This is a genomic window from Pseudomonas sp. LBUM1678 (assembly GCF_059695575.1).
In genome coordinates this window covers 4,664,822-4,687,055 of the sequence record NZ_CP166775.1, presented here as the reverse complement: position 1 = coordinate 4,687,055, position 22,234 = coordinate 4,664,822, and the positions used below count along the sequence as shown (strand labels likewise).

Here is a 22,234-nt window from a genome sequence, read left to right as displayed (position 1 = left end):
GTACCGGCGTTGATCGGCACTCAACAATAATGATGATGAAGTGATTAGCAGGAGACATGATGAGTACGCAGCTTTCGATCAATGAATCGGTGCCCGAGCGCCTGGCGCAAACCCGCGAACTGATGAGCCGCGAGGGCATTCATGCCCTGCTGGTGCCGTCGGCCGATCCGCACCTGTCGGAATACCTGCCTGGCTATTGGCAAGGGCGGCAGTGGTTGTCGGGCTTTCATGGTTCGGTCGGCACGCTGATCGTTACACCGGACTTTGCCGGTGTCTGGGCCGACAGCCGTTATTGGGAACAAGCGACCAAGGAACTCAACGGCAGCGGTATCGAACTGGTCAAGCTGCAACCGGGCGAGCCTGGCCCGCTGGACTGGCTGGCCGAGCAAACCCCTGAAGGCGGCGTCGTCGCGGTGGATGGCGCGGTAATGGCCGTGGCGTCGGCGCGTACGCTGGGTGGCAAGCTCGAAGAACGCGGTGCACGTCTGCGCACCGACATCGACCTGTTGAGTGAAGTCTGGTGTGACCGTCCGACGCTGCCGAATGAGCCGATCTATCAGCACTTGCCGCCGCAGGCGACCGTCAGCCGGGGTGAAAAACTCGCCAAGCTGCGTGAGGTTTTGAAGGCTCGCGATGCTGACTGGCACTTCATCGCCACCCTCGATGACATCGCCTGGCTGTTCAACCTGCGTGGCGGCGACGTGTCGTTCAACCCGGTATTTGTTTCCTTCGCCTTGATCAGCCAGGAGCAGGCCACCTTGTTCGTGGCCCTGAGCAAGGTCGATGCCGAGCTACGTGCGGTCCTCGAACAGGACGGCGTAACCCTGCGCGATTACAGCGAAGTGGCAGACGCCTTGAGTGCCGTGCCGAGTGGCGCGAGCCTGCAAGTCGATCCGGCGCGCGTGACGGCCGGTTTGCTGGATAACCTGAACAGCGGCGTGAAACTGGTCGAAGGTCTGAACCCGACCACCTTGGCCAAATCACAGAAGAGCCTGGCCGATGCCGAGCACATTCGTCAGGCCATGGAGCAGGACGGAGCGGCGCTGTGCGAATTCTTCACCTGGCTGGACACCGCGTTGGGTCGTGAACGCATCACTGAACTGACCATCGACGAACACCTGACGGCCGCACGTACCCGACGTCCGGGGTACGTTTCGCTCAGTTTCAACACCATTGCCGCATTCAATGCCAATGGCGCGATGCCGCACTACCACGCCACCGAAGAAGAACACGCGGTGATCGAGGGTGACGGTCTGTTGCTGATCGACTCCGGTGGTCAATACCTGGGTGGTACCACCGACATCACACGGATGGTGCCGGTCGGTACGCCGACGGATGAGCAGAAACGCGATTGCACGCGAGTGCTTAAAGGCGTCATTGCGTTATCCAGAGCTCAATTCCCTCGTGGCATTCTCTCGCCGTTGCTTGATTCGATTGCCCGCGCGCCGATCTGGGCCGAAAGCGTTGATTACGGACACGGCACCGGTCATGGCGTCGGCTATTTCCTCAACGTGCACGAAGGCCCGCAAGTCATCGCCTATCAGGCCGCCGCTGCCCCGCAAACCGCGATGCAACCGGGCATGATCACGTCGATCGAACCGGGTACTTATCGCCCTGGCCGTTGGGGTGTGCGGATCGAGAACCTGGTGTTGAACACCGAAGCGGGCAAGAGCGAATTCGGCGAGTTCCTGAAATTCGAAACCCTGACCCTGTGCCCGATCGACACCCGCTGCCTGGAACCGTCGCTGCTGACGTTGGACGAAAAGCAGTGGTTCAACGCTTACCACGCCGAGGTGCGCGAGCGCTTGAGCCCGTTGCTGGATGGCGCGGCCCTCGAGTGGCTGAACACCCGCACTGCGGCTATTTGATCGGCTGGAGTTCAGGCGCTGTTTCGAGCGCCTGGCTCATGTAGTCGACAAAGGCTTTGACCCTGGCGGATTGGCGACGATTCGCCGGGGACACTGCATGAATCGGTAAAGACTGCGCGGTGTAGTCCTGCAAAATCGCGGTTACTCGACCGGCGTTCAGATCCTCGCTGAACAACCACACCGGCGACAACGCAATTCCCAGTCCTCCCAGTACCATCTCCCGGATCGCCTCGGAGTTGTTGCTTTGCGCATTGCCCTTGATTCGTACTTCGTGACGCTGGGCACCCCTCTCGTAAATCCATAGGTTCTGACTGTTCAGCAAGTTGAATGGCAGGCAATTGTGTCCGCGCAGTTCTTCCGGTGTTGTCGGCTGGCCGTGTTGCTTGAGATAGCCCGGCGCTGCGACGGTCACCCGGTGGGTGGTGCCGATGCGGCGGGCGATGAGGCCGCTGTCCGTCAACTCACCGATTCTGAACGTAACGTCCAGGCCTTCGCTGACCAGGTCCTGATTCTGATCACTGAGTTGCAGGTCTATCTGAACCTGCGGGTGTTGCTTGAGAAATTCAGGCAGTCGCGGTGCAATCTGCAAGCGCCCGAAACTGACGGAGGAACCGATCTTCAGGTTGCCGGCCACGGTTTCGCGTCCTGATTGGAAGCTGTGTTCCGCCGCGTCCACGGCCGCCAGGATTTGTCGGCATTCGCTGTAGTAGCGTTGACCTTCGTCGGTCAGCGAGAGTTGGCGCGTGCTGCGGGAAATAAGCTTCCCGCCCAGTTCAGTTTCCAGCGCCCTTATTACTTTGCTGATGGTCGGCTGGCTGGTCTGCATCTCCCGGGCCACGGCAGAAAAGCTGCCGCGTTCGACGACCCGGGCGAAGATGGCCATTGCATTGAGTTTGTCCACGGGGTTTCTCATTGATGCCAGATGGGCATGGTCACTATAGCTATATAGCGTCTTATCGGCATGAGTGTGTGGGAGGAAGATCGGTCCTACAGCCACCTCTGACGGGAATTTGCGAAATGACTGACTCATTTGAAATGCGTGCTCTGATTGTTGATTCGGCCAATGGGCCTTTACGCTTGGCTTCCATCCAGCGGCCCGTACCTGGACCGGGTCAGGTGTTGGTCTGGATCAAAGCCAGCGGGGTGAACCCGTTGGATGCAAAGATTCGTTCAGGGCAGGCTGCTCATGCGCGTCAGCCGTTGCCGGCGGTGCTGGGTATGGATCTCGCGGGGACGGTTGAGGCGTTGGGAGAGGGCGTCAGCGGGTGGCTGCCGGGTGATGAGGTCTATGCGATGGCGACAGGAATCGGCGGTGCGCAAGGTTCACTTGCGGAATTCGCGGTGGTCGATGCGCGGCAGCTGGCGCACAAACCGGGCAATCTGAGTATGCGTGAGGCAGCCGGGTTGCCGCTGGTGCTGATTACAGCATGGGAAGGATTGGTGGACCGGGCTCGGGTTCGAGCGGGTCAGAAGGTGTTGATTCACGGCGGTGCGGGCGGTGTCGGGCACGTGGCTGTCCAAATAGCCCGGGCTTTGGGTGCTGAAGTGTTCGCCACTGGCTCGGCGGGGCAACAGGCGACCATCGAAAGCTTCGGTGCGACGTTCATCGATTACCGTAGGTCCTCGGTCGAGGACTATGTGACCGAGCACACGGCGGGAGAGGGGTTCGATATTGTCTACGACACGGTGGGCGGTGAAACGCTGGACGCTTCCTTCAAGGCCGCTCGGGTTTACGAGGGGCATGTGGTGAGCTGCCTCGGGTGGGGACAGCACAGTTTGGCGCCGTTGTCGTTTCGGGGCGCGACGTACTCCGGGGTGTTTACCTTGTTGCCATTGTTGACCGGCAAGGGAGGCGAGCATCACGGGCAGATTCTTCGGGATGCCGCGCAGTTGATTGAGGCCGGTAAGCTGAAGCCATTGCTCGACCCGCGGCAGTTCACATTGCAAACCGCCGGGGCCGCCCATGAACTGCTCACTACTGGAACGGCTCAAGGTCGCTTGGTTATCGAGATCTAACTCAGGGCTTCAAGGACGAAGTCCAGCCGATCCTGACCGAAGAACAACTGGTCACCGACGAACATGCTCGGTGCGCCGAATACACCTCGTTGGACCGCATTCTCGGTGTTGTCCTTGAGTGCGGTTTTGACTTCTTCGTCGGCGGTGAGCGCCAGTACTTCGTTCGGATCGAAACCGTTTTGCATCAGCACGGCTGCAACGGTCGCCGGATCATTAAGGCTGCGTCCCTCGACCCAGAGTGCGTGGAACAGGCAATCGACAAACGCGTGGAAGCGTTCGGGATGACGCAATTGCATACCCGTGACGGCACGCATCAGCATCAGGGTATTGATAGGAAAGTGGGGATTGAACTTCAGTGGTACGCCGTAACGTTTGGCGTAACGGTCCAGGTCCTGAAACATGTAGCGACCTTTGGCCGGGATGGTTGCCGGTGACGCGTTGCCGGTGGCTTTGAAGACCCCACCCAGCAGCATCGGTTTGTAGATCAGCTGGCTGTCGGTCTGCTCGCAGATTTTCGGCAACTGGGTATAGGCCAGGTAGGTGGCGGGGCTGCCAAGATCGAAAAAGAACTCCACGGTTTTGCTCATGGTCGGTGCGCTCTGCTTATTGTTGTAGGGGGGGAGGGCTTACCAGCGTTCGTTCCAGGGGCGCAGATCCAGCTCGAAAGTCCAGGCGTCCCGGGGCTGGCTGTGCAAATACCAATAGTTCTCGGCGATGTGCTCAGGATTGAGGATGCCGTCCTCGTCCTTGGTCGCGTACTTCTCGGGAAAACTGGTGCGAATGAAGTCGGTATCGATGGCGCCGTCGACGACGACGTGGGCAACGTGAATGTTCATCGGTCCCAGTTCGCGGGCCATGCTTTGAGCCAGTGCGCGAATTCCGTGCTTGGCGCCGGCAAACGCTGCAAATCCCGACGCACCCCGCAGGCCTGCGGTGGCACCGGTGAACAGGATCGTACCTCGTTGACGCTTGGCCATCCGCTTGGCCACTTCACGGGCATTGAGAAAACCCGAGAAGCAGGCCATTTCCCAGATCTTGAAATACTTGCGGGCGGTTTCTTCGAGAATGCTGCACGGCACATTGGCGCCGATGTTGAAAACGAACGCTTCGATGGGGCCGATCTCGGTTTCAATCTGCTCGACCAGCGCAATCACATCCTCTTCCTTGCGTGCATCACAGGCAAATCCGTGGGCGTCACCGCCATTGGCCTTGATTGCATCAACCAACGGCTGGAGTTTGTCCGCGCTGCGACGAGTGACGCAGGCAACGAAACCTTCCTGGGCAAAGCGCTTGGCAATGGCGCCGCCGGTGGCATCACCTGCGCCGACAACCAGTACGACCTTCTTGTTATTCATGGTAGATCCCTTTGCTAAACGATCGTTAACTAAACGAACGTTATGCTACGATTCGGCAGACGTCAAGACGATCAACCCTGAGGGAAAGGCGATGCGTTACTCAGCCAATCACAAGCTGGAAACCAAAGAGAAACTGCTGAGCAGCAGCGCGGTGCTGGCCAAGAAATCCGGTTTTTCCACGGTGGGTGTCGACGGCTTGATGAAGGCGATCGGCTTGAGTGGCGGCGCTTTCTACAGTCACTTTTCGTCGAAGGACGAACTGTTCGCCTCGATCGTCGAGCGCGAGTTGTGCCAAAGCCTGGAGCGATTGGGGGCTGATCAGGATCGCGACAGGCTGGAACGTTGCCTGAAGCATTATCTGAGCATGGCCCATGTCGAGCACCCGGAGTCCGGTTGTGCGTTACCGGTATTGGGAGCCGAAATTGCCCGTTCAGATATCGCTGTTCGCCAGCAAGCAGAGATCTGGATTTGCCAGTTGCAGGAGAGTTGGGCGAGGATTCTGGAAAGCGACAGCCAGGCATGGTCGGTGCTGTCGCAATGCATCGGTGCTTTGGTCGTGGCGCGAATGTTGGCCACTCCAGACGTTCAGCGCACCGTGCTGAAGTCCAGCTACGATGAGATTGGCCGCCAGATTGCCGGGCGGCCTCAATCTACTTGCAGATAACGATCATGCTTCGGCTGGTATAACCGGCAGGGTTGAGACCAAATGGATAATCGCCTGGCTCTTCCACTGCATCCCCCGACTTGGCGATGACTTTGTAACCCTTTGGTGCGCACGAGTTAGCGGCGCTGGTGTAGCACTTGTCCCAGGATGACGAGAGCCCTGAACAGTTGATATGCAGCCCTTTCTTGCCATGTTTGACTTGTGTTTTCGATGTCGCCGCGCAGCCCGCAACTGCAAGTACGGCGATCAGTAGCAAAATTCGTTTCATTACTGTCCTTATAGCGTTCCCGGATCTCGTGCCCGGGTCTGGCTGCATTCGCTTTCGATTGGAGCGTTCCGATATCCCTATCCTGAAAAATCCATGTCTGACACTGGGTTACGGGCCTAAACATGGCCTAATTGAGCGTTAAATACCAGACCTGCGTCAAATCCTGTATCAATCCGCCGCTACCGCAGGCTTGGCGGCGCTTCCCATGGTCATGGTCGCCCCTACGGAGGCCAAAATGATGCACAGGATCGCCATCCACTGCGACAGCGTGAGGTACTCGTTCAGGAACAGCAGGCCGGACAGCGCGCCAATAGCAGGTTCAATACTCATCAATGTGCCGAAGGTCCTGGTCGGCATTCGGGTGAGAGCGACCATTTCCAGCGTGTATGGCAAGGCTGTGGATAGTAGGGCTACACCGATCGCCACGGGGATCAATGACGGTGTCAGCAGGGCGGCACCGGCATGGACGATGCCGATAGGGGCGACGAACAGTGCGGCAATCATCACTCCCAGTGCTGCGGTCTGCACGCCATTGTCGGCACCCGCTTTCTGGCCGAACAGGATGTACAGCGCCCAGCAGACACCCGCGCCCAAGGCATAACCGGCACCTGCCAGGTCGATTCCCGCAGTCGTCGCTCCAGTCGGTATTAATAGCAGCAACCCGATGGCAGCCAGGGCTATCCACAAAAAGTCGATCGCGCGGCGTGAGGCATAGATAGCCACCGCAAGTGGTCCGGTGAACTCCAGGGCCACGGCAATACCCAGGGGGACAGTGCGCAAAGACATATAGAAGAGGAAGTTCATGCCACCCAGTGCCATGCCGTAGACGATGACGGTGCGCAGGGACTTTTTGGTGAGTTTCGCCCGCCACGGGCGCAAAAGGAGGAGCATGATCACGCTGGCGAAGATCAGCCGCAGGGTGGTAGTCCCCTGAGCACCGATAATCGGGAACATGCTTTTAGCCAGCGAGGCTCCGGACTGGATCGACGCCATGGCTATTAATAGCAGGCCAACCGAGAACAGGGTCGAGGCGAGACTGCGGGGATGTTCATTCATTGCGTGGCATCGTCCGAAGTGGGAAGCGAGAGTGTTGTACTGTGTATTGGGCAATATACTGCGCATTCGCGACGGTTGCGTCTATATGTAAGCAATGATTTTGAACATCCTGATAGAAAGGCTGAATTTGGGGTTGACGGCAGATTCTGGAAGTCTATAATTCGCCCCACTTCCGGCGCAGTCGAAACGGAAAACTCCTTGGAAAACAAAGAGTTACGCAGTTTTCGACAGCGAGTTGCTTCAGTTCATCGAAGCCCAGAAGGAGTTGATCAGGCAGGGTTGTTTGGCGTGATTGACGGTTCGATCTTCTCGGTCGAAAGCGGAGAAAAAGAGGTGTTGACAGCAGCGAGTAACGCTGTAGAATTCGCCTCCCGCTAACGAGAGATCGGAAGCGCAAGTGGTTGAAGTTGCAAAGGAAACTTTGAAAACTTCTGAAAATAACCGCTTGACAGCAACAGAGGCTGCTGTAGAATGCGCGCCTCGGTTGAGACGAAAGATCTTAACCAACCGCTCTTTAACAACTGAATCAAGCAATTCGTGTGGGTGCTTGTGGAGTCAGACTGATAGTCAACAAGATTATCAGCATCACAAGTTACTCCGCGAGAAATCAAGGATGTAACCAACGATTGCTGAGCCAAGTTTAGGGTTTCTTAAAAACCCAAAGATGTTTGAACTGAAGAGTTTGATCATGGCTCAGATTGAACGCTGGCGGCAGGCCTAACACATGCAAGTCGAGCGGCAGCACGGGTACTTGTACCTGGTGGCGAGCGGCGGACGGGTGAGTAATGCCTAGGAATCTGCCTGGTAGTGGGGGATAACGCTCGGAAACGGACGCTAATACCGCATACGTCCTACGGGAGAAAGCAGGGGACCTTCGGGCCTTGCGCTATCAGATGAGCCTAGGTCGGATTAGCTAGTTGGTGAGGTAATGGCTCACCAAGGCGACGATCCGTAACTGGTCTGAGAGGATGATCAGTCACACTGGAACTGAGACACGGTCCAGACTCCTACGGGAGGCAGCAGTGGGGAATATTGGACAATGGGCGAAAGCCTGATCCAGCCATGCCGCGTGTGTGAAGAAGGTCTTCGGATTGTAAAGCACTTTAAGTTGGGAGGAAGGGCATTAACCTAATACGTTAGTGTTTTGACGTTACCGACAGAATAAGCACCGGCTAACTCTGTGCCAGCAGCCGCGGTAATACAGAGGGTGCAAGCGTTAATCGGAATTACTGGGCGTAAAGCGCGCGTAGGTGGTTTGTTAAGTTGGATGTGAAATCCCCGGGCTCAACCTGGGAACTGCATTCAAAACTGACAAGCTAGAGTATGGTAGAGGGTGGTGGAATTTCCTGTGTAGCGGTGAAATGCGTAGATATAGGAAGGAACACCAGTGGCGAAGGCGACCACCTGGACTGATACTGACACTGAGGTGCGAAAGCGTGGGGAGCAAACAGGATTAGATACCCTGGTAGTCCACGCCGTAAACGATGTCAACTAGCCGTTGGGAGCCTTGAGCTCTTAGTGGCGCAGCTAACGCATTAAGTTGACCGCCTGGGGAGTACGGCCGCAAGGTTAAAACTCAAATGAATTGACGGGGGCCCGCACAAGCGGTGGAGCATGTGGTTTAATTCGAAGCAACGCGAAGAACCTTACCAGGCCTTGACATCCAATGAACTTTCCAGAGATGGATTGGTGCCTTCGGGAACATTGAGACAGGTGCTGCATGGCTGTCGTCAGCTCGTGTCGTGAGATGTTGGGTTAAGTCCCGTAACGAGCGCAACCCTTGTCCTTAGTTACCAGCACGTAATGGTGGGCACTCTAAGGAGACTGCCGGTGACAAACCGGAGGAAGGTGGGGATGACGTCAAGTCATCATGGCCCTTACGGCCTGGGCTACACACGTGCTACAATGGTCGGTACAGAGGGTTGCCAAGCCGCGAGGTGGAGCTAATCCCAGAAAACCGATCGTAGTCCGGATCGCAGTCTGCAACTCGACTGCGTGAAGTCGGAATCGCTAGTAATCGCGAATCAGAATGTCGCGGTGAATACGTTCCCGGGCCTTGTACACACCGCCCGTCACACCATGGGAGTGGGTTGCACCAGAAGTAGCTAGTCTAACCTTCGGGAGGACGGTTACCACGGTGTGATTCATGACTGGGGTGAAGTCGTAACAAGGTAGCCGTAGGGGAACCTGCGGCTGGATCACCTCCTTAATCGACGACATCAGCTGCTCCATAAGTTCCCACACGAATTGCTTGATTCATTGAAGAAGACGATAAGAAGCAGCCCGAAATTGGGTCTGTAGCTCAGTTGGTTAGAGCGCACCCCTGATAAGGGTGAGGTCGGCAGTTCGAATCTGCCCAGACCCACCAATTTTGTGTGGGAACCTGTAGAAATACGGGGCCATAGCTCAGCTGGGAGAGCGCCTGCCTTGCACGCAGGAGGTCAACGGTTCGATCCCGTTTGGCTCCACCACTACTGCTTCTGTTTGTTGAAAGCTTAGAAATGAGCATTCCACCAAGACGGTGATGAATGTTGATTTCTAGTCTTTGATTAGATCGTTCTTTAAAAATTTGGGTATGTGATAGAAAGATAGACTGAACGTTACTTTCACTGGTAACGGATCAGGCTAAGGTAAAATTTGTGAGTTGCTCTTAATTGAGTATTATCGAATTTTCGGCGAATGTCGTCTTCACAGTATAACCAGATTGCTTGGGGTTATATGGTCAAGTGAAGAAGCGCATACGGTGGATGCCTTGGCAGTCAGAGGCGATGAAAGACGTGGTAGCCTGCGAAAAGCTTCGGGGAGTCGGCAAACAGACTTTGATCCGGAGATGTCTGAATGGGGGAACCCAGCCATCATAAGATGGTTATCTTAAGCTGAATACATAGGCTTAAGAGGCGAACCAGGGGAACTGAAACATCTAAGTACCCTGAGGAAAAGAAATCAACCGAGATTCCCTTAGTAGTGGCGAGCGAACGGGGACTAGCCCTTAAGTGGCTTTGAGATTAGCGGAACGTTCTGGAAAGTACGGCCATAGTGGGTGATAGCCCTGTACGCGAAAATCTCTTAGTCATGAAATCGAGTAGGACGGAGCACGAGAAACTTTGTCTGAATATGGGGGGACCATCCTCCAAGGCTAAATACTACTGACTGACCGATAGTGAACTAGTACCGTGAGGGAAAGGCGAAAAGAACCCCGGAGAGGGGAGTGAAATAGATCCTGAAACCGTATGCGTACAAGCAGTGGGAGCCCACTTTGTTGGGTGACTGCGTACCTTTTGTATAATGGGTCAGCGACTTATTTTCAGTGGCGAGCTTAACCGAATAGGGGAGGCGTAGCGAAAGCGAGTCTTAATAGGGCGTCTAGTCGCTGGGAATAGACCCGAAACCGGGCGATCTATCCATGGGCAGGTTGAAGGTTGGGTAACACTAACTGGAGGACCGAACCGACTACCGTTGAAAAGTTAGCGGATGACCTGTGGATCGGAGTGAAAGGCTAATCAAGCTCGGAGATAGCTGGTTCTCCTCGAAAGCTATTTAGGTAGCGCCTCATGTATCACTGTAGGGGGTAGAGCACTGTTTCGGCTAGGGGGTCATCCCGACTTACCAAACCGATGCAAACTCCGAATACCTACAAGTGCCGAGCATGGGAGACACACGGCGGGTGCTAACGTCCGTCGTGAAAAGGGAAACAACCCAGACCGTCAGCTAAGGTCCCAAAGTTATGGTTAAGTGGGAAACGATGTGGGAAGGCTTAGACAGCTAGGAGGTTGGCTTAGAAGCAGCCACCCTTTAAAGAAAGCGTAATAGCTCACTAGTCGAGTCGGCCTGCGCGGAAGATGTAACGGGGCTCAAACCATACACCGAAGCTACGGGTATCACTTAGGTGATGCGGTAGAGGAGCGTTCTGTAAGCCTGTGAAGGTGAGTTGAGAAGCTTGCTGGAGGTATCAGAAGTGCGAATGCTGACATGAGTAACGACAATGGGTGTGAAAAACACCCACGCCGAAAGACCAAGGTTTCCTGCGCAACGTTAATCGACGCAGGGTTAGTCGGTCCCTAAGGCGAGGCTGAAAAGCGTAGTCGATGGAAAACAGGTTAATATTCCTGTACTTCTGGTTATTGCGATGGAGGGACGGAGAAGGCTAGGCCAGCTTGGCGTTGGTTGTCCAAGTTTAAGGTGGTAGGCTGGAATCTTAGGTAAATCCGGGATTCTAAGGCCGAGAGCTGATGACGAGTGTTCTTTTAGAACACGAAGTGGTTGATGCCATGCTTCCAAGAAAAGCTTCTAAGCTTCAGGTAACCAGGAACCGTACCCCAAACCGACACAGGTGGTTGGGTAGAGAATACCAAGGCGCTTGAGAGAACTCGGGTGAAGGAACTAGGCAAAATGGCACCGTAACTTCGGGAGAAGGTGCGCCGGTGAGGGTGAAGCATTTACTGCGTAAGCCCATGCCGGTCGAAGATACCAGGCCGCTGCGACTGTTTATTAAAAACACAGCACTCTGCAAACACGAAAGTGGACGTATAGGGTGTGACGCCTGCCCGGTGCCGGAAGGTTAATTGATGGGGTTAGCTAACGCGAAGCTCTTGATCGAAGCCCCGGTAAACGGCGGCCGTAACTATAACGGTCCTAAGGTAGCGAAATTCCTTGTCGGGTAAGTTCCGACCTGCACGAATGGCGTAACGATGGCGGCGCTGTCTCCACCCGAGACTCAGTGAAATTGAAATCGCTGTGAAGATGCAGTGTATCCGCGGCTAGACGGAAAGACCCCGTGAACCTTTACTATAGCTTTGCACTGGACTTTGAATTTGCTTGTGTAGGATAGGTGGGAGGCTTTGAAGCGTGGACGCCAGTTCGCGTGGAGCCAACCTTGAAATACCACCCTGGCAACTTTGAGGTTCTAACTCAGGTCCGTTATCCGGATCGAGGACAGTGTATGGTGGGTAGTTTGACTGGGGCGGTCTCCTCCTAAAGAGTAACGGAGGAGTACGAAGGTGCGCTCAGACCGGTCGGAAATCGGTCGTAGAGTATAAAGGCAAAAGCGCGCTTGACTGCGAGACAGACACGTCGAGCAGGTACGAAAGTAGGTCTTAGTGATCCGGTGGTTCTGTATGGAAGGGCCATCGCTCAACGGATAAAAGGTACTCCGGGGATAACAGGCTGATACCGCCCAAGAGTTCATATCGACGGCGGTGTTTGGCACCTCGATGTCGGCTCATCACATCCTGGGGCTGAAGCCGGTCCCAAGGGTATGGCTGTTCGCCATTTAAAGTGGTACGCGAGCTGGGTTTAGAACGTCGTGAGACAGTTCGGTCCCTATCTGCCGTGGACGTTTGAGATTTGAGAGGGGCTGCTCCTAGTACGAGAGGACCGGAGTGGACGAACCTCTGGTGTTCCGGTTGTCACGCCAGTGGCATTGCCGGGTAGCTATGTTCGGAATAGATAACCGCTGAAAGCATCTAAGCGGGAAACTAGCCTCAAGATGAGATCTCACTGGGACCTTGAGTCCCCTGAAGGGCCGTCGAAGACTACGACGTTGATAGGTTGGGTGTGTAAGCGCTGTGAGGCGTTGAGCTAACCAATACTAATTGCCCGTGAGGCTTGACCATATAACACCCAAGCAATTTGCTTGCTTCGAGCTGAAAAGCGAAAGAGCGCCAGATTGCGGTGTGTGAAGACGAAACGAACCGAAAGTTCGACTGTACTCACAAAAGCAGCACAAAACACCAAAAGCTGTCACATACCCATTCGCTGGAGCGTGAACCTGCAAAGGCCCACGACCTGGCTACCGAATTTCTTGACGACCATAGAGCATTGGAACCACCTGATCCCATCCCGAACTCAGCAGTGAAACGATGCATCGCCGATGGTAGTGTGGGGTTTCCCCATGTGAGAGTAGGTCATCGTCAAGATTAAATTCCGAAACCCCAATTGCGAAAGCAGTTGGGGTTTTGTTTTGTCCGCAGGAAAGTGACGTGGCTAACCAAGGATAGCCAGACGGCTATTCCTGGTTCCAGCAGCACCGTTAGTGAAACTTCGGCAGAACGTATTCAGCGATCTCTTCAATAACTTCAGCAACCGGTCGCTCGCTACGGCGCAGATGTAAGCCAACGTGCTGAACGCCCACGTCACGCAACGCCTGAAGCTCATCAATCAATGCCAACCGTCCACAACTGCCACCGAAACGTACACGTCGCATCGGTGCATGAGGGTTGGCGGATAAATCCAGGTGAACGAAGCTGATGTAGGGTTTATCGCCGCCGACTTCCCGCCACAGTCCGACTCGGCGTCGATGCTCATCCGGAGTGCCCGGATAGGCGAGCCAGCCGTCCATGTGTTGGCCAATCCAGGCAGGGGATTGTTGACCAAGACCCGCAATCAGCAAGGGCACCGGCTGATCTCGCTCCGGCAGCAGACGAGCACCCTCGGGCAAGCGGCCTTCACCTTGGCTGCGCAATAGCTCAACCGTGTCGCGAAAGATCTCCCCGCGCTGATCATAGTCCACGCCAAACAACGGGTATTCCATCGGACGGTCACCACTGGCGACCCCAAGAAGCAGGCGTCCGTCACTCAATTCATCGACACTGTTGGCGGCCTTGAGCGTTAGCCAAGGCTGACGCAACGGCAGCACAACCGCCGCCGTACCCAGCATGATGTTGGCAGTAATTCCAGCCAGATACCCAAGGTAGGAAAAGGTTTCAAAGACCTGTGCGGCATCGCCAAAGTCCGGGTCATAAACCGGCACATCACGTACCCAAAGTGCGCGAAAACCAGTGTTGTCAGCCAAGCGCGCCATCGTCGCGTGCTGCTTCAAATCCGGGACACCGAACGGTCGATCCTCAGTAATCCGCAGCCGCTGTCCATCGCTGGACCAATCGTTATCCAGCGGCAGTTCCAGTCCAATGGAAAACCCATTCGAGCCGAGTAAACGTTGAAATCGTGGATGCATGAAAAGACTCCCAAACAACAAAATGGAATGACATGCACCCAGTATCTACAGGCCCATCTGCAAGAAAAATGCATGAATCGGAATATCAATCTTGAGTAAAACGCACGAGTCAGACAAATAGCCGACTGTCGTTTTGGCCCTCAAGGACAGCCGTTCGAGAAAATCGCGCTAAAGTGACTGCACGGTTTTTGGTATGGTGCAGCTCGTTTTTTCACGGACTGATTTCAAGCCTACGGATCGGCACCCCCTTTTAAGTCAAAGAGCTGCTGCAGAAATGCCCGAACCGATACCCATCAAGGACCACGAAAAAGAAACGCGCCTGGTCAACAAGCGGCTGATCGCCTGCGCCTTGTTCGTCGCCGCCATTTCCTGCGCACTCGTGGTGCGCATGTATGTGTTGCAAGTGGTCGAATTCGACTATCACTCGACAATCTCCGAAAACAACCGTGTACATGTCCTGCCGATCACCCCTACGAGAGGGCTGATCTACGACCGCAACGGTGTCGTCCTCGCAGACAACCGCCCCAGTTTCAACCTGACCATCACCCGCGAACGCGCCTCCGACGTCAAAGAAGAACTCGATGAGGTGGTCAACCTCCTGCACTTGCCCGCCGAGGATCGGACACTGTTCGCTAAGGCAATGAAGCAGGCGCGCCATCCGTTCGTGCCGGTCACGCTGTTCTATGAACTCAGTGAGCAGCAAATCGCGGTACTCGCGGTCAACGAGTTCCGTCTGCCGGGGATCGAGGTCGAGCCCCAATTCGTCCGGCATTACCCGATGGGCGCACACTTCGCACACTCGATCGGCTACGTCGGTCGTATCAACGAAAAAGAATCCAAAGTCCTCGACACGGTGGAGTACCGCGGCACCCAATCCATCGGCAAGACTGGCATTGAAAAATTCTACGAGTCCGAATTGCACGGCCAGGTGGGTTACGAAGAAGTCGAAACCAATGCGCAGGGCCGCGTACTGCGAGTGCTCAAACACACCGATCCGATCCCCGGCAAAAACATTGTCCTGAGCCTGGACGTAAAACTCCAGGAAGCGGCTGAGGAAGCCTTGGGCGATCGTCGTGGTTCAATCGTCGCGCTCGACCCGTCGACCGGAGAAGTGCTGGCAATGGTCAGCAAGCCCAGCTTCGACCCGAATCTGTTCGTCACCGGCATCAGCTTCAAGGAATACGCGGCGCTGCACGATTCCATCGATCGACCGCTGTTCAACCGCGTCCTGCGTGGCCTCTACGCGCCGGGTTCGACCATCAAGCCCGAAGTGGCCATTGCCGGCCTCGATGCCGGGGTTGTCACCCCTCAGACCCGCGTCTTCGACCCGGGTTATTACCAACTCCCGGACTTCGATCACAAATACCGTAACTGGAACCACAGCGGCGACGGTTGGGTAGACATGGACGCGGCGATCATGCGCTCCAACGACACCTACTTCTACGACCTGGCCCACAAGCTGGGCATCGATCGCCTGCATGACTACATGGCGATGTTCGGCCTCGGCGAGAAGGTCTCGCTGGACATGTTCGAGGAGTCTGCCGGGTTGATGCCATCCCAGGCCTGGAAGCGTGCCACGCGCCGTCAGGCATGGTTTCCGGGCGAGACGGTTATCCTTGGCATCGGCCAGGGTTACATGCAAGTCACGCCGCTTCAGCTGGCCCAGGCCACCGCGCTGATCGCCAACAAAGGTGTGTGGAACCGACCGCGCCTGGCCAAGACCGTGGACGGCGTCGCGCCGGTGGACGAGCATCCGATGCCGAACATCCTGCTCAAGGACCCGCGTGACTGGGAGCAGGTCAACCACGGCATGCAAATGGTGATGCACGACGCTCGCGGGATTGCCCGAGCGGCCGCGCAGGGCGCCCAATATCGCATCGCCGGCAAGAGTGGTACCGCGCAAGTCGTCGCGATCAAGCAGGGCGAGCGTTACAACCGGGCGAAAACCCTGGAGCGTAACCGCGACAATGCCTTGTTCGTCGGTTTTGCCCCGGCCGAGCATCCGAAGATCGTCATCTCGGTGATGATCGAGAACGGTGAGGCCGGTGGTCGCGTTGCCGGCCCGGTCGTGCGGCAGATCATGGACGCCTGGTTACTCGATCAGGACGGCCATCTCAAGCCGCAATACGCCACGCCAAGCAAAGCGGGCGACCCTCACGTCTAAGCACTCAAGGATTGATGGTGTCTGGTAAATCGCCTTCGCGAGCAGGCTCGTTCCCACAACCAACGAATCGAACCACAAATTTGTGCACGACACTAAACCTGTGGGAGCGAGCCTGCTCGCGAAGAACGATAACGCGGTCCCCCAGATGAAGCACAAGCGCCGTAAGGCACTTGCCATCGCCCTGACGTTAACGTAAAGATTGCGGCAGGGCGCTGAAATACAAAGGCGCAAAGCGGACCGATCCGGAGCGCTTGATGACGCTAATAAAAACGACTCCTCCCAAGCTGCACCGCGAAGCCCGGCTGGCCCGGGAAAAGCTCCATCTCGAGGGCGAAGTCCCCGATGGCGTGCTGCGGGCAGAAATCGATGCATCGTGGCGGCGCAGTCTCAGCCATGGCGTGCATTTCAACGCCAAGCACGAACTGGCGCTGGAATCGAGCGCGGGTCTCGACGTGCTGCTGGCGAGCAATCGCCTGCTGATCGATGCCGCATTGCCGGCGATCGATTACCTGGCGGAACGCCAAGGCAAGGAAGGCCTGATTATCCTGGCCAATTCCGACGCCACCATTCTTGCCGTCGAAGGTCGCGCTGACCGCCTCAAGGGCAGCGGCCTGCAAGACATCACCCTCGGCGCCTGCTGGAGCGAAGCCGCACGCGGAACCAACGCACTGGGCACCGCACTGGTGGAAGCCCGGCCAACGATGATCGATTGCGGCGAGCATTACCTCGATCGTCTCAGCGATTTCTCTTGCACGTCGGTGCCGATCCATTGCCCCCAAGGCGACATCCTCGGGGTCCTCGACCTGACCCGCGAAGGCCCGCTCGGCCGCGTTCATGACAGCACCGCGTTGCTGGCCATGGCCGTCAGCCAGATCGAAAGCCGCGTCTTTAACTCAAGCTATCCGGACGAAATCGTCCTCGCCTTCCACAGCCGTCGGCAATACCTCGAATCCCCTTGGCAGGGCCTGTTGGCAGTGAGCCTCGGCGGCCAGATCCTCGCGGTCAGCGCTCAGGCCTGTCAGTTGCTGCGTGCCGAGCGCTCGGCACTGGTCGGCCGACGTTGCGAAGAGTTTCTGGGGGTCGATGGCCTGCAACTGCTCTCGCGTCTGCATCAGGGCGGCGTTGGCAGTTTGCAGACCGCCAAAGGCGAATTCTTCTACAAAACCCTGCGTGCGCCACAGCGTTCAATCAATGTCAGCACACCGCCGCGCACCACCGCGAAAACCGCCAAACCGCAACCGGATCTCGAATCCCTCGCGGGCAGCAACGTCCGTTATGCCCGGGCCTTGCGCATGGCCCGCCAAGGGCTGGCCAATGGATTGCCGGTGTTGCTGCTCGGTGAAACCGGCACCGGTAAAGAAGTCATCGCCCGCGCCCTGCACATGGCCGGAAACCGCTGCGACAAATCTTTCGTCGCGGTGAACTGCGCGGCGATTCCCGAAGGCCTGATCGAGTCGGAACTGTTCGGCTACCGCGAAGGCGCCTTCACCGGCTCCCGTCGTGGCGGCATGATCGGGCGGCTGCAACAGGCCCACGGCGGCACGTTGTTCCTCGACGAAATCGGCGACATGCCGTTGGCTTTGCAGGCCCGTCTGCTGCGCGTGTTGCAGGACCGCAAAGTGGCACCGCTGGGTGCCGGCGAGGAACAAGACATCGACGTCGCGCTGATCTGCGCCACCCACCGCGATCTCAAACGCCTGGTGGAAGAAAAGCACTTCCGAGAGGACCTGTTCTACCGGGTCAACGGCATCAGCGTGATGCTCCCGGCCCTGCGCGAGCGCGAGGATTTCAGCGGTTTGGTCGCTCGTCTGCTGGCCAAACTTGATGCCCCGGCGATGGTCCTGCATGACGACTTGAGCCGCTTGCTCGACGGCTACCATTGGCCGGGCAACATCCGCCAACTGGAAATGGTCTTGCGCACGGCGCTGGCCATGCGTGAGCCCGGGGACACGGTCCTCACCCTCGACCACTTGCCCGACAGCATGCTCGATGAACTGACCGCCACTGAACGCCCGGCGTCGGGCAGCATTCGCGAAAACGAACTGGAGCTGATTCGCCAATCCCTGGACAGCCATCAGGGCAACGTCTCGGCCGCCGCCGACGCCTTGGGCATCAGCCGCGCGACCCTGTATCGCAAGCTCAAACAGTTGCGCTCGTGATGCAGCGCTTGATCGTTCGGCTGATCGACAGCCAGAACCCCGAAGCCCTGCAAGCGGCGTTGCGTTGGCTCTACAGCTTTGTGCGGCCGCATCGATTGGCGATTGCCGGGCTGCTCGGTCTGTCGGTCTGCGCCTCCTCGCTGGTGCTGGTGCAACCGTGGCTGACCAAACTGCTGATCGACGATGGCTTGTTGGCGAAAAACTTTCCGATGCTGGTGCTGATTGCCGGGTTGATGATTCTTGCCGGCCTGCTGGGCACCGCGTTGTCGGGGATTAATCGCTACCTGCATACGCGATTGTCCGGGCGGATTCTGTTCTCGCTGCGCGACGACCTCTATCGACATCTGCAAACCCTGTCGCCGAGTTTCTACGGCCAGCGACGCATCGGTGACTTGATGTCGCGCCTCGATGGCGACGTCGCGGAGATCCAGCGCTTTGCTGTGGATTCGATGTTCTCTGCAGTATCCAGCGTCATTGGCCTGGTAGTCGCGGTGGCGATGCTGCTGACCCTGTCTTGGAAACTCTCGCTGCTGGCATTGGTTCTGATTCCCCTCGATGTGCTCTGGCTGCGTTGGATGCGGCGCAAGGTCGAACGCGATGTGCGTCAGTTGCGCGAGCGTTCGGCGGACATGTCTTCATTCATGGTCGAGACCTTGCCGGTGATGAAATTCATCCAGTCTGCCGGCCAACAACAACGTGAATCGCGACGTCTGGAAACGCTCGGTCAAGGCTACATGAGCCAGTTGCTGCGCCTGCAAGTCACCGAGTTTTTCACCCAGGCGGTGCCTGGCACGCTGACGTCATTGTCCCGGGCCTGCGCGTTTTTGATTGGCGGTTATTGGGTGGTGCAGGGGACCTGGCAACTGGGCGCGCTGATTGCGTTTTCCACCTACCTGGGGATGGCCGTCGGGCCGGTTCAGAGCTTGCTCGGGCTCTATGTTGCGATTCAGCGAATGACCGTCAGCCTTGGACGTGTCATGGAGTTGCGCGGTGAAGAACCGACCGTTCTCACACCGGTTGAACCCAAACCGATGCCGACTTCCGGCGAGCTGCGTTTCGACGATGTGCACTTCAGCCATCCCGGTCGCCCTACCACTTTGCGCGGCATCGAAGCGCGAATTCCCTATGGCTTGAAAGTCGCCCTGAGCGGCGGTTCCGGGGTCGGTAAATCAACGCTCATCGATCTGCTGCAACGCCATCACGATCCGCAGTCCGGTCGAGTGCTGCTGGGGGAAGTCGACTTGCGAGAACTGGACCTGTTCCAGCTGCGTCGACGGATAGCCGTGGTCAGTCAGGACATCGTGCTGTTTCGCGGCAGCCTAGCCGACAACCTCGCATACGCCGTGCCGGACGCCAGTCGTGAAGCGATTGCCGAAGTCGCGCGGCTGGCGCAACTCGACAGCCTGATCGAGTCGTTGCCCGAAGGTCTCGACAGCCCGTTGGGCGAGCGCGGCCAGCAACTCTCCGGCGGGCAGAAACAGCGCATCGCCATCGCCCGCGCGTTGTTGCAGGATCCGCTGATTCTGGTGCTGGACGAAGCGACCTCGGCGGTGGACGAAGCCACCGAGCGCGAAGTGATCGAGGCCATCGACCGACTGTTTGCCGGGCGTACGCGGATCCTGATCAGCCATCGACCTTCCACGCTGGCCGATGCCGATTTGCGCTTTGAATTGCTCGACGGTGTGCTCACTTCGAAAACGGTGCTGCATGAAGCCTGAGCTGCGGATTGGCGTGGTCGACAGCGGACATTCGGCGGCACAACGGGTGCAGGTGATCGCGGGGCGGCGCTTTTCGCTGCTGGAGGATGGTCTGGCTGAAAGCGACTTGCGTGACGACCCGCTCGGCCACGGCAGTGCGGTGATCGAAGCAATCGGACGACGGGCGCCTGCGGCAGTGTTTTGCGTGGGGCAGGTGTTTGATCAGCGCGGCGTCACCAGTGCCTTGCAGATCGCCACTGCCATCGACTGGCTGGTGGCGCAAGACGTTCGGTTGATCAATTTGAGCCTCGGTTTGCGTCAGGATCGAAGCCTGTTGCGCGAAGCTTGCGCAGCGGCGGTGGCGCACGGCATTTTGCTGTGTGCGTCCAGCCCGGCGCAGGGCGAGGGCGTGTTTCCGGCGAATTATCCTCAGGTGCTGCGCGTCACTGGCGATGCGCGTTGCGCCGAACATGAATGGTCGTGGCTCAACAGTGCGCAAGCCGATTTCGCGGCGTGCGTGCATGGGACCTATCCGGGGCAGTCGGGTGCGAGCCTTGGGTGTGCGGCGTTGAGCGGGCACATTGCGGGTTTCCTGGTTGCACATCCCCAAGCAAGCAACGAACACGTCATCGAGTGGCTGCGGGAGAACGCCCGTTATCGCGGCCCTGAACGGCGTTTCGGCCCATGATTCTGATTCTTGGTGCGGGGCCGGCGGGAGCAGCGGTTGCCTTGGGTCTGCGGCGGCTCGGTTATGCGGTGACGCTGGTCAGCGAGTGGCGCCGGTTTGCGGCACTGGAAGGCGTTTCCGTGCGGGTGCTGGAGGCCTTGCGCGGTGCGGGGTTGCATCAGGCGCTGGCGGATGCGGCGTTGCCCTCCCAGCGGCAGGTGTCGTGGAACGGCCAGCAACATGCGCAGAACATCGAATTTCTCTTGGACCGTCCGAGCTTCGACCGAGGCTTGCGCGAAGACCTGCGACTGGCCGGTGTCGAGTTGATCGAAGGCCGGGTGCTGAGCGTCCAGCCATCCGCTTCGGGGTGCCGGGTCGAGATTGAAGGACGCGAGGCGCTGAACGTGGATTTTCTGGTGGAAGCCCGTGGACGTCAGGCGCCCGCGCTTGGCAAAGGCCTGCGCGGGCCGGAGACGGTCAGTCTGCTCAATCGCTGGCAAGGCACGCCGGGCAGTACCGCCAGTGCGGTGGAAAGCCTTGAGGACGGTTGGGCCTGGATGGCACGACGAGCCGACGGTGAGTGTTATTGGCAATGGACGGTGGACGTGGCCAGTGCCGAGTTGCCGGGTAAGGCGACGTTGCTGGATTACTGTCGCGCGCGACGTCAGGGCTCGGCAGTGGCGCGTGAGTTTTTCGGTGACGGGCCTGAGATCGATCTTCAACTGCATGCGCGCAGCAGCACGGCGATTCTGTGTCCGCAGGTGTGTGGCGATCACTGGATTCGGGTCGGCGATGCGGCGATGGCGGTGGATCCGCTGTCGGGCAATGGCATCTTTCAGTCCTTGTCTTCAGCGTTACAGGCGCCCACGGTGATCAACACATTGTTGCGTAAACCGGAACGCGCGGCGCTGGCCCAGCGCTTTCATCAGCAGCGGGTGGAGCAGCTGTTTTTGCGTTTTGCGCGGATCGGTCGGGATTTTTATGCCGATGAGCAGCGGTGGCTCGATCAGCCGTTCTGGCAGGCGCGGCGACAGTGGCCTGATGCTGAAGTGGCCCATGCCGAGGCAAATTTTTCCTCGTTGAGCATCGAGCGCGCGCCCGTGTTGAAGGATGGTTTTGTGGATGAGGCCGAGGTGGTGATCACGGCGGATCAGCCGCTGGGGATCTGGCATGTGCAAGGGATTGAGCTGGCGCCGTTGGTGCGGCGATTGCGGACCGAACCGGCCGAGCAGGCGTTGGCCGGGTTGACGGTGGAGCAGGGGCGGGTGGTTCGGGGTTGGTTGTTGGCCCAGGGGTTTAAACCCTGAATGTTTGGTGACTGGTCTGGCCTCTTCGCGGGCAAGCCTCGCTCCTACAGGGTTGCGCAGC

At 57.7% G+C, this 22,234-nt stretch carries 15 protein-coding genes, 2 tRNA genes and 3 rRNA genes; 14 read left to right on the top strand and 6 right to left on the bottom strand.

Features of this window, described 5'->3' with window-relative positions:
* Nucleotides 1-59 precede the first annotated feature (59 nt).
* Complete coding sequence (locus ACA070_RS21230; protein ID WP_497448220.1) at nucleotides 60-1,868, top strand: aminopeptidase P family protein; 1,809 nt, start codon at nucleotides 60-62, stop codon at nucleotides 1,866-1,868.
* Here the strand turns inward: ACA070_RS21230 and ACA070_RS21225 are convergent.
* Nucleotides 1,861-2,781, bottom strand: coding sequence for a LysR family transcriptional regulator (locus tag ACA070_RS21225; protein WP_497448219.1), 921 nt, complete (start codon nucleotides 2,779-2,781; stop codon nucleotides 1,861-1,863). The genes ACA070_RS21230 and ACA070_RS21225 overlap by 8 nt on opposite strands.
* A 104-nt stretch (nucleotides 2,782-2,885) precedes the next feature.
* Here ACA070_RS21225 and ACA070_RS21220 point away from each other — a divergent pair, with 104 nt between their 5' ends.
* On the top strand, nucleotides 2,886-3,884 hold the full coding sequence (locus tag ACA070_RS21220) for a zinc-dependent alcohol dehydrogenase family protein (protein WP_497448218.1): 999 nt from the start codon (nucleotides 2,886-2,888) through the stop codon (nucleotides 3,882-3,884).
* Here the strand turns inward: ACA070_RS21220 and ACA070_RS21215 are convergent.
* Nucleotides 3,881-4,471 carry a 2-hydroxychromene-2-carboxylate isomerase gene (locus tag ACA070_RS21215; RefSeq protein ID WP_497448217.1) on the bottom strand — a complete coding sequence of 197 codons (591 nt, stop codon included), beginning with the start codon at nucleotides 4,469-4,471 and terminating at the stop codon, nucleotides 3,881-3,883. The two genes, ACA070_RS21220 and ACA070_RS21215, sit on opposite strands and share 4 nt — an antisense overlap.
* Before the next feature lie 39 nt (nucleotides 4,472-4,510).
* The gene (locus tag ACA070_RS21210) at nucleotides 4,511-5,239 is read right to left on the bottom strand and encodes an SDR family oxidoreductase (protein ID WP_497448216.1); all 729 of its coding nucleotides are present in this window, start codon (nucleotides 5,237-5,239) and stop codon (nucleotides 4,511-4,513) included.
* A 91-nt stretch (nucleotides 5,240-5,330) separates the two neighbouring features.
* Here ACA070_RS21210 and ACA070_RS21205 point away from each other — a divergent pair, with 91 nt between their 5' ends.
* On the top strand, nucleotides 5,331-5,903 hold the full coding sequence (locus ACA070_RS21205) for a TetR/AcrR family transcriptional regulator (RefSeq protein WP_497448215.1): 573 nt from the start codon (nucleotides 5,331-5,333) through the stop codon (nucleotides 5,901-5,903).
* On the opposite strand, the gene ACA070_RS21200 is transcribed toward ACA070_RS21205, so the two are convergent.
* Together ACA070_RS21200 and rhtA are read right to left on the bottom strand one after the other, a co-directional pair.
* Nucleotides 5,890-6,171 carry a hypothetical protein gene (locus ACA070_RS21200; protein WP_222587803.1) on the bottom strand — a complete coding sequence of 94 codons (282 nt, stop codon included), beginning with the start codon at nucleotides 6,169-6,171 and terminating at the stop codon, nucleotides 5,890-5,892. The genes ACA070_RS21205 and ACA070_RS21200 overlap by 14 nt on opposite strands.
* Before the next feature lie 168 nt (nucleotides 6,172-6,339).
* Nucleotides 6,340-7,227 (bottom strand): threonine/homoserine exporter RhtA, encoded by an 888-nt coding sequence (rhtA, locus tag ACA070_RS21195; RefSeq protein ID WP_497448214.1) that lies wholly within the window; start codon nucleotides 7,225-7,227, stop codon nucleotides 6,340-6,342.
* A gap of 198 nt (nucleotides 7,228-7,425) precedes the next feature.
* Here rhtA and ACA070_RS21190 point away from each other — a divergent pair, with 198 nt between their 5' ends.
* The 6 genes from ACA070_RS21190 (at nucleotide 7,426) to rrf (ending at nucleotide 13,142) form a co-directional block, all read left to right on the top strand.
* Nucleotides 7,426-7,605: a hypothetical protein gene (locus ACA070_RS21190; RefSeq protein ID WP_497448213.1), complete on the top strand. Its 180-nt coding sequence runs from the start codon at nucleotides 7,426-7,428 to the stop codon at nucleotides 7,603-7,605.
* 292 nt (nucleotides 7,606-7,897) lie between these two features.
* Nucleotides 7,898-9,436: ribosomal RNA gene (locus ACA070_RS21185) — 16S ribosomal RNA — on the top strand.
* A gap of 82 nt (nucleotides 9,437-9,518) precedes the next feature.
* Nucleotides 9,519-9,595: transfer RNA gene (locus tag ACA070_RS21180), tRNA-Ile, on the top strand.
* Between the two features lie 27 nt (nucleotides 9,596-9,622).
* Nucleotides 9,623-9,698 (top strand) — tRNA-Ala (locus tag ACA070_RS21175).
* 249 nt (nucleotides 9,699-9,947) lie between these two features.
* Nucleotides 9,948-12,839, top strand: a 23S ribosomal RNA gene (locus ACA070_RS21170).
* Nucleotides 12,840-13,026: 187 nt separating this feature from the next.
* A 5S ribosomal RNA gene (rrf, locus tag ACA070_RS21165) occupies nucleotides 13,027-13,142 on the top strand.
* The 16S, 23S and 5S rRNA genes sit together here with 2 tRNA genes alongside, the layout of an rRNA operon.
* A 113-nt stretch (nucleotides 13,143-13,255) precedes the next feature.
* Here the strand turns inward: rrf and ACA070_RS21160 are convergent.
* The gene (locus ACA070_RS21160) at nucleotides 13,256-14,179 is read right to left on the bottom strand and encodes a TIGR03571 family LLM class oxidoreductase (protein WP_497448212.1); all 924 of its coding nucleotides are present in this window, start codon (nucleotides 14,177-14,179) and stop codon (nucleotides 13,256-13,258) included.
* Between the two features lie 274 nt (nucleotides 14,180-14,453).
* On the opposite strand from ACA070_RS21160, the gene mrdA reads away from it, so the two are divergent.
* The 5 genes from mrdA (at nucleotide 14,454) to qhpG (ending at nucleotide 22,173) form a co-directional block, all read left to right on the top strand.
* Complete coding sequence (gene mrdA / locus ACA070_RS21155) at nucleotides 14,454-16,343, top strand: penicillin-binding protein 2 (RefSeq protein WP_497448211.1); 1,890 nt, start codon at nucleotides 14,454-14,456, stop codon at nucleotides 16,341-16,343.
* A gap of 254 nt (nucleotides 16,344-16,597) precedes the next feature.
* Entirely contained in the window at nucleotides 16,598-18,502 is a 1,905-nt protein-coding gene (locus ACA070_RS21150) for a sigma-54-dependent Fis family transcriptional regulator (protein ID WP_497448210.1), read from the top strand.
* The gene (locus tag ACA070_RS21145) at nucleotides 18,502-20,220 is read left to right on the top strand and encodes an ABC transporter ATP-binding protein (RefSeq protein WP_497448209.1); all 1,719 of its coding nucleotides are present in this window, start codon (nucleotides 18,502-18,504) and stop codon (nucleotides 20,218-20,220) included. The genes ACA070_RS21150 and ACA070_RS21145 overlap by 1 nt, the downstream gene beginning before the upstream one ends.
* Nucleotides 20,210-20,887: a subtilisin-like serine protease QhpE gene (gene qhpE, locus ACA070_RS21140; protein ID WP_497448208.1), complete on the top strand. Its 678-nt coding sequence runs from the start codon at nucleotides 20,210-20,212 to the stop codon at nucleotides 20,885-20,887. Before ACA070_RS21145 ends, qhpE begins: the two co-directional genes overlap by 11 nt.
* On the top strand, nucleotides 20,884-22,173 hold the full coding sequence (gene qhpG, locus ACA070_RS21135; protein WP_497448207.1) for a flavin-dependent monooxygenase QhpG: 1,290 nt from the start codon (nucleotides 20,884-20,886) through the stop codon (nucleotides 22,171-22,173). The genes qhpE and qhpG overlap by 4 nt, the downstream gene beginning before the upstream one ends.
* Nucleotides 22,174-22,234: the final 61 nt, after the last annotated feature.

Coding starts and splice junctions, on each gene's coding strand:
- ACA070_RS21210 (WP_497448216.1), bottom strand. CDS start 5,239: ATGAATAACAAGAAGGTCGTACTGGTTGTCGGCGCAGGTGATGCCACC.
- ACA070_RS21225 (WP_497448219.1), bottom strand. CDS start 2,781: ATGAGAAACCCCGTGGACAAACTCAATGCAATGGCCATCTTCGCCCGG.
- ACA070_RS21145 (WP_497448209.1), top strand. CDS start 18,502: ATGCAGCGCTTGATCGTTCGGCTGATCGACAGCCAGAACCCCGAAGCC.
- ACA070_RS21215 (WP_497448217.1), bottom strand. CDS start 4,471: ATGAGCAAAACCGTGGAGTTCTTTTTCGATCTTGGCAGCCCCGCCACC.
- ACA070_RS21205 (WP_497448215.1), top strand. CDS start 5,331: ATGCGTTACTCAGCCAATCACAAGCTGGAAACCAAAGAGAAACTGCTG.
- qhpG (WP_497448207.1), top strand. CDS start 20,884: ATGATTCTGATTCTTGGTGCGGGGCCGGCGGGAGCAGCGGTTGCCTTG.
- ACA070_RS21150 (WP_497448210.1), top strand. CDS start 16,598: ATGACGCTAATAAAAACGACTCCTCCCAAGCTGCACCGCGAAGCCCGG.
- ACA070_RS21200 (WP_222587803.1), bottom strand. CDS start 6,171: ATGAAACGAATTTTGCTACTGATCGCCGTACTTGCAGTTGCGGGCTGC.
- ACA070_RS21160 (WP_497448212.1), bottom strand. CDS start 14,179: ATGCATCCACGATTTCAACGTTTACTCGGCTCGAATGGGTTTTCCATT.
- rhtA (WP_497448214.1), bottom strand. CDS start 7,227: ATGAATGAACATCCCCGCAGTCTCGCCTCGACCCTGTTCTCGGTTGGC.
- qhpE (WP_497448208.1), top strand. CDS start 20,210: ATGAAGCCTGAGCTGCGGATTGGCGTGGTCGACAGCGGACATTCGGCG.
- mrdA (WP_497448211.1), top strand. CDS start 14,454: ATGCCCGAACCGATACCCATCAAGGACCACGAAAAAGAAACGCGCCTG.
- ACA070_RS21220 (WP_497448218.1), top strand. CDS start 2,886: ATGACTGACTCATTTGAAATGCGTGCTCTGATTGTTGATTCGGCCAAT.
- ACA070_RS21230 (WP_497448220.1), top strand. CDS start 60: ATGAGTACGCAGCTTTCGATCAATGAATCGGTGCCCGAGCGCCTGGCG.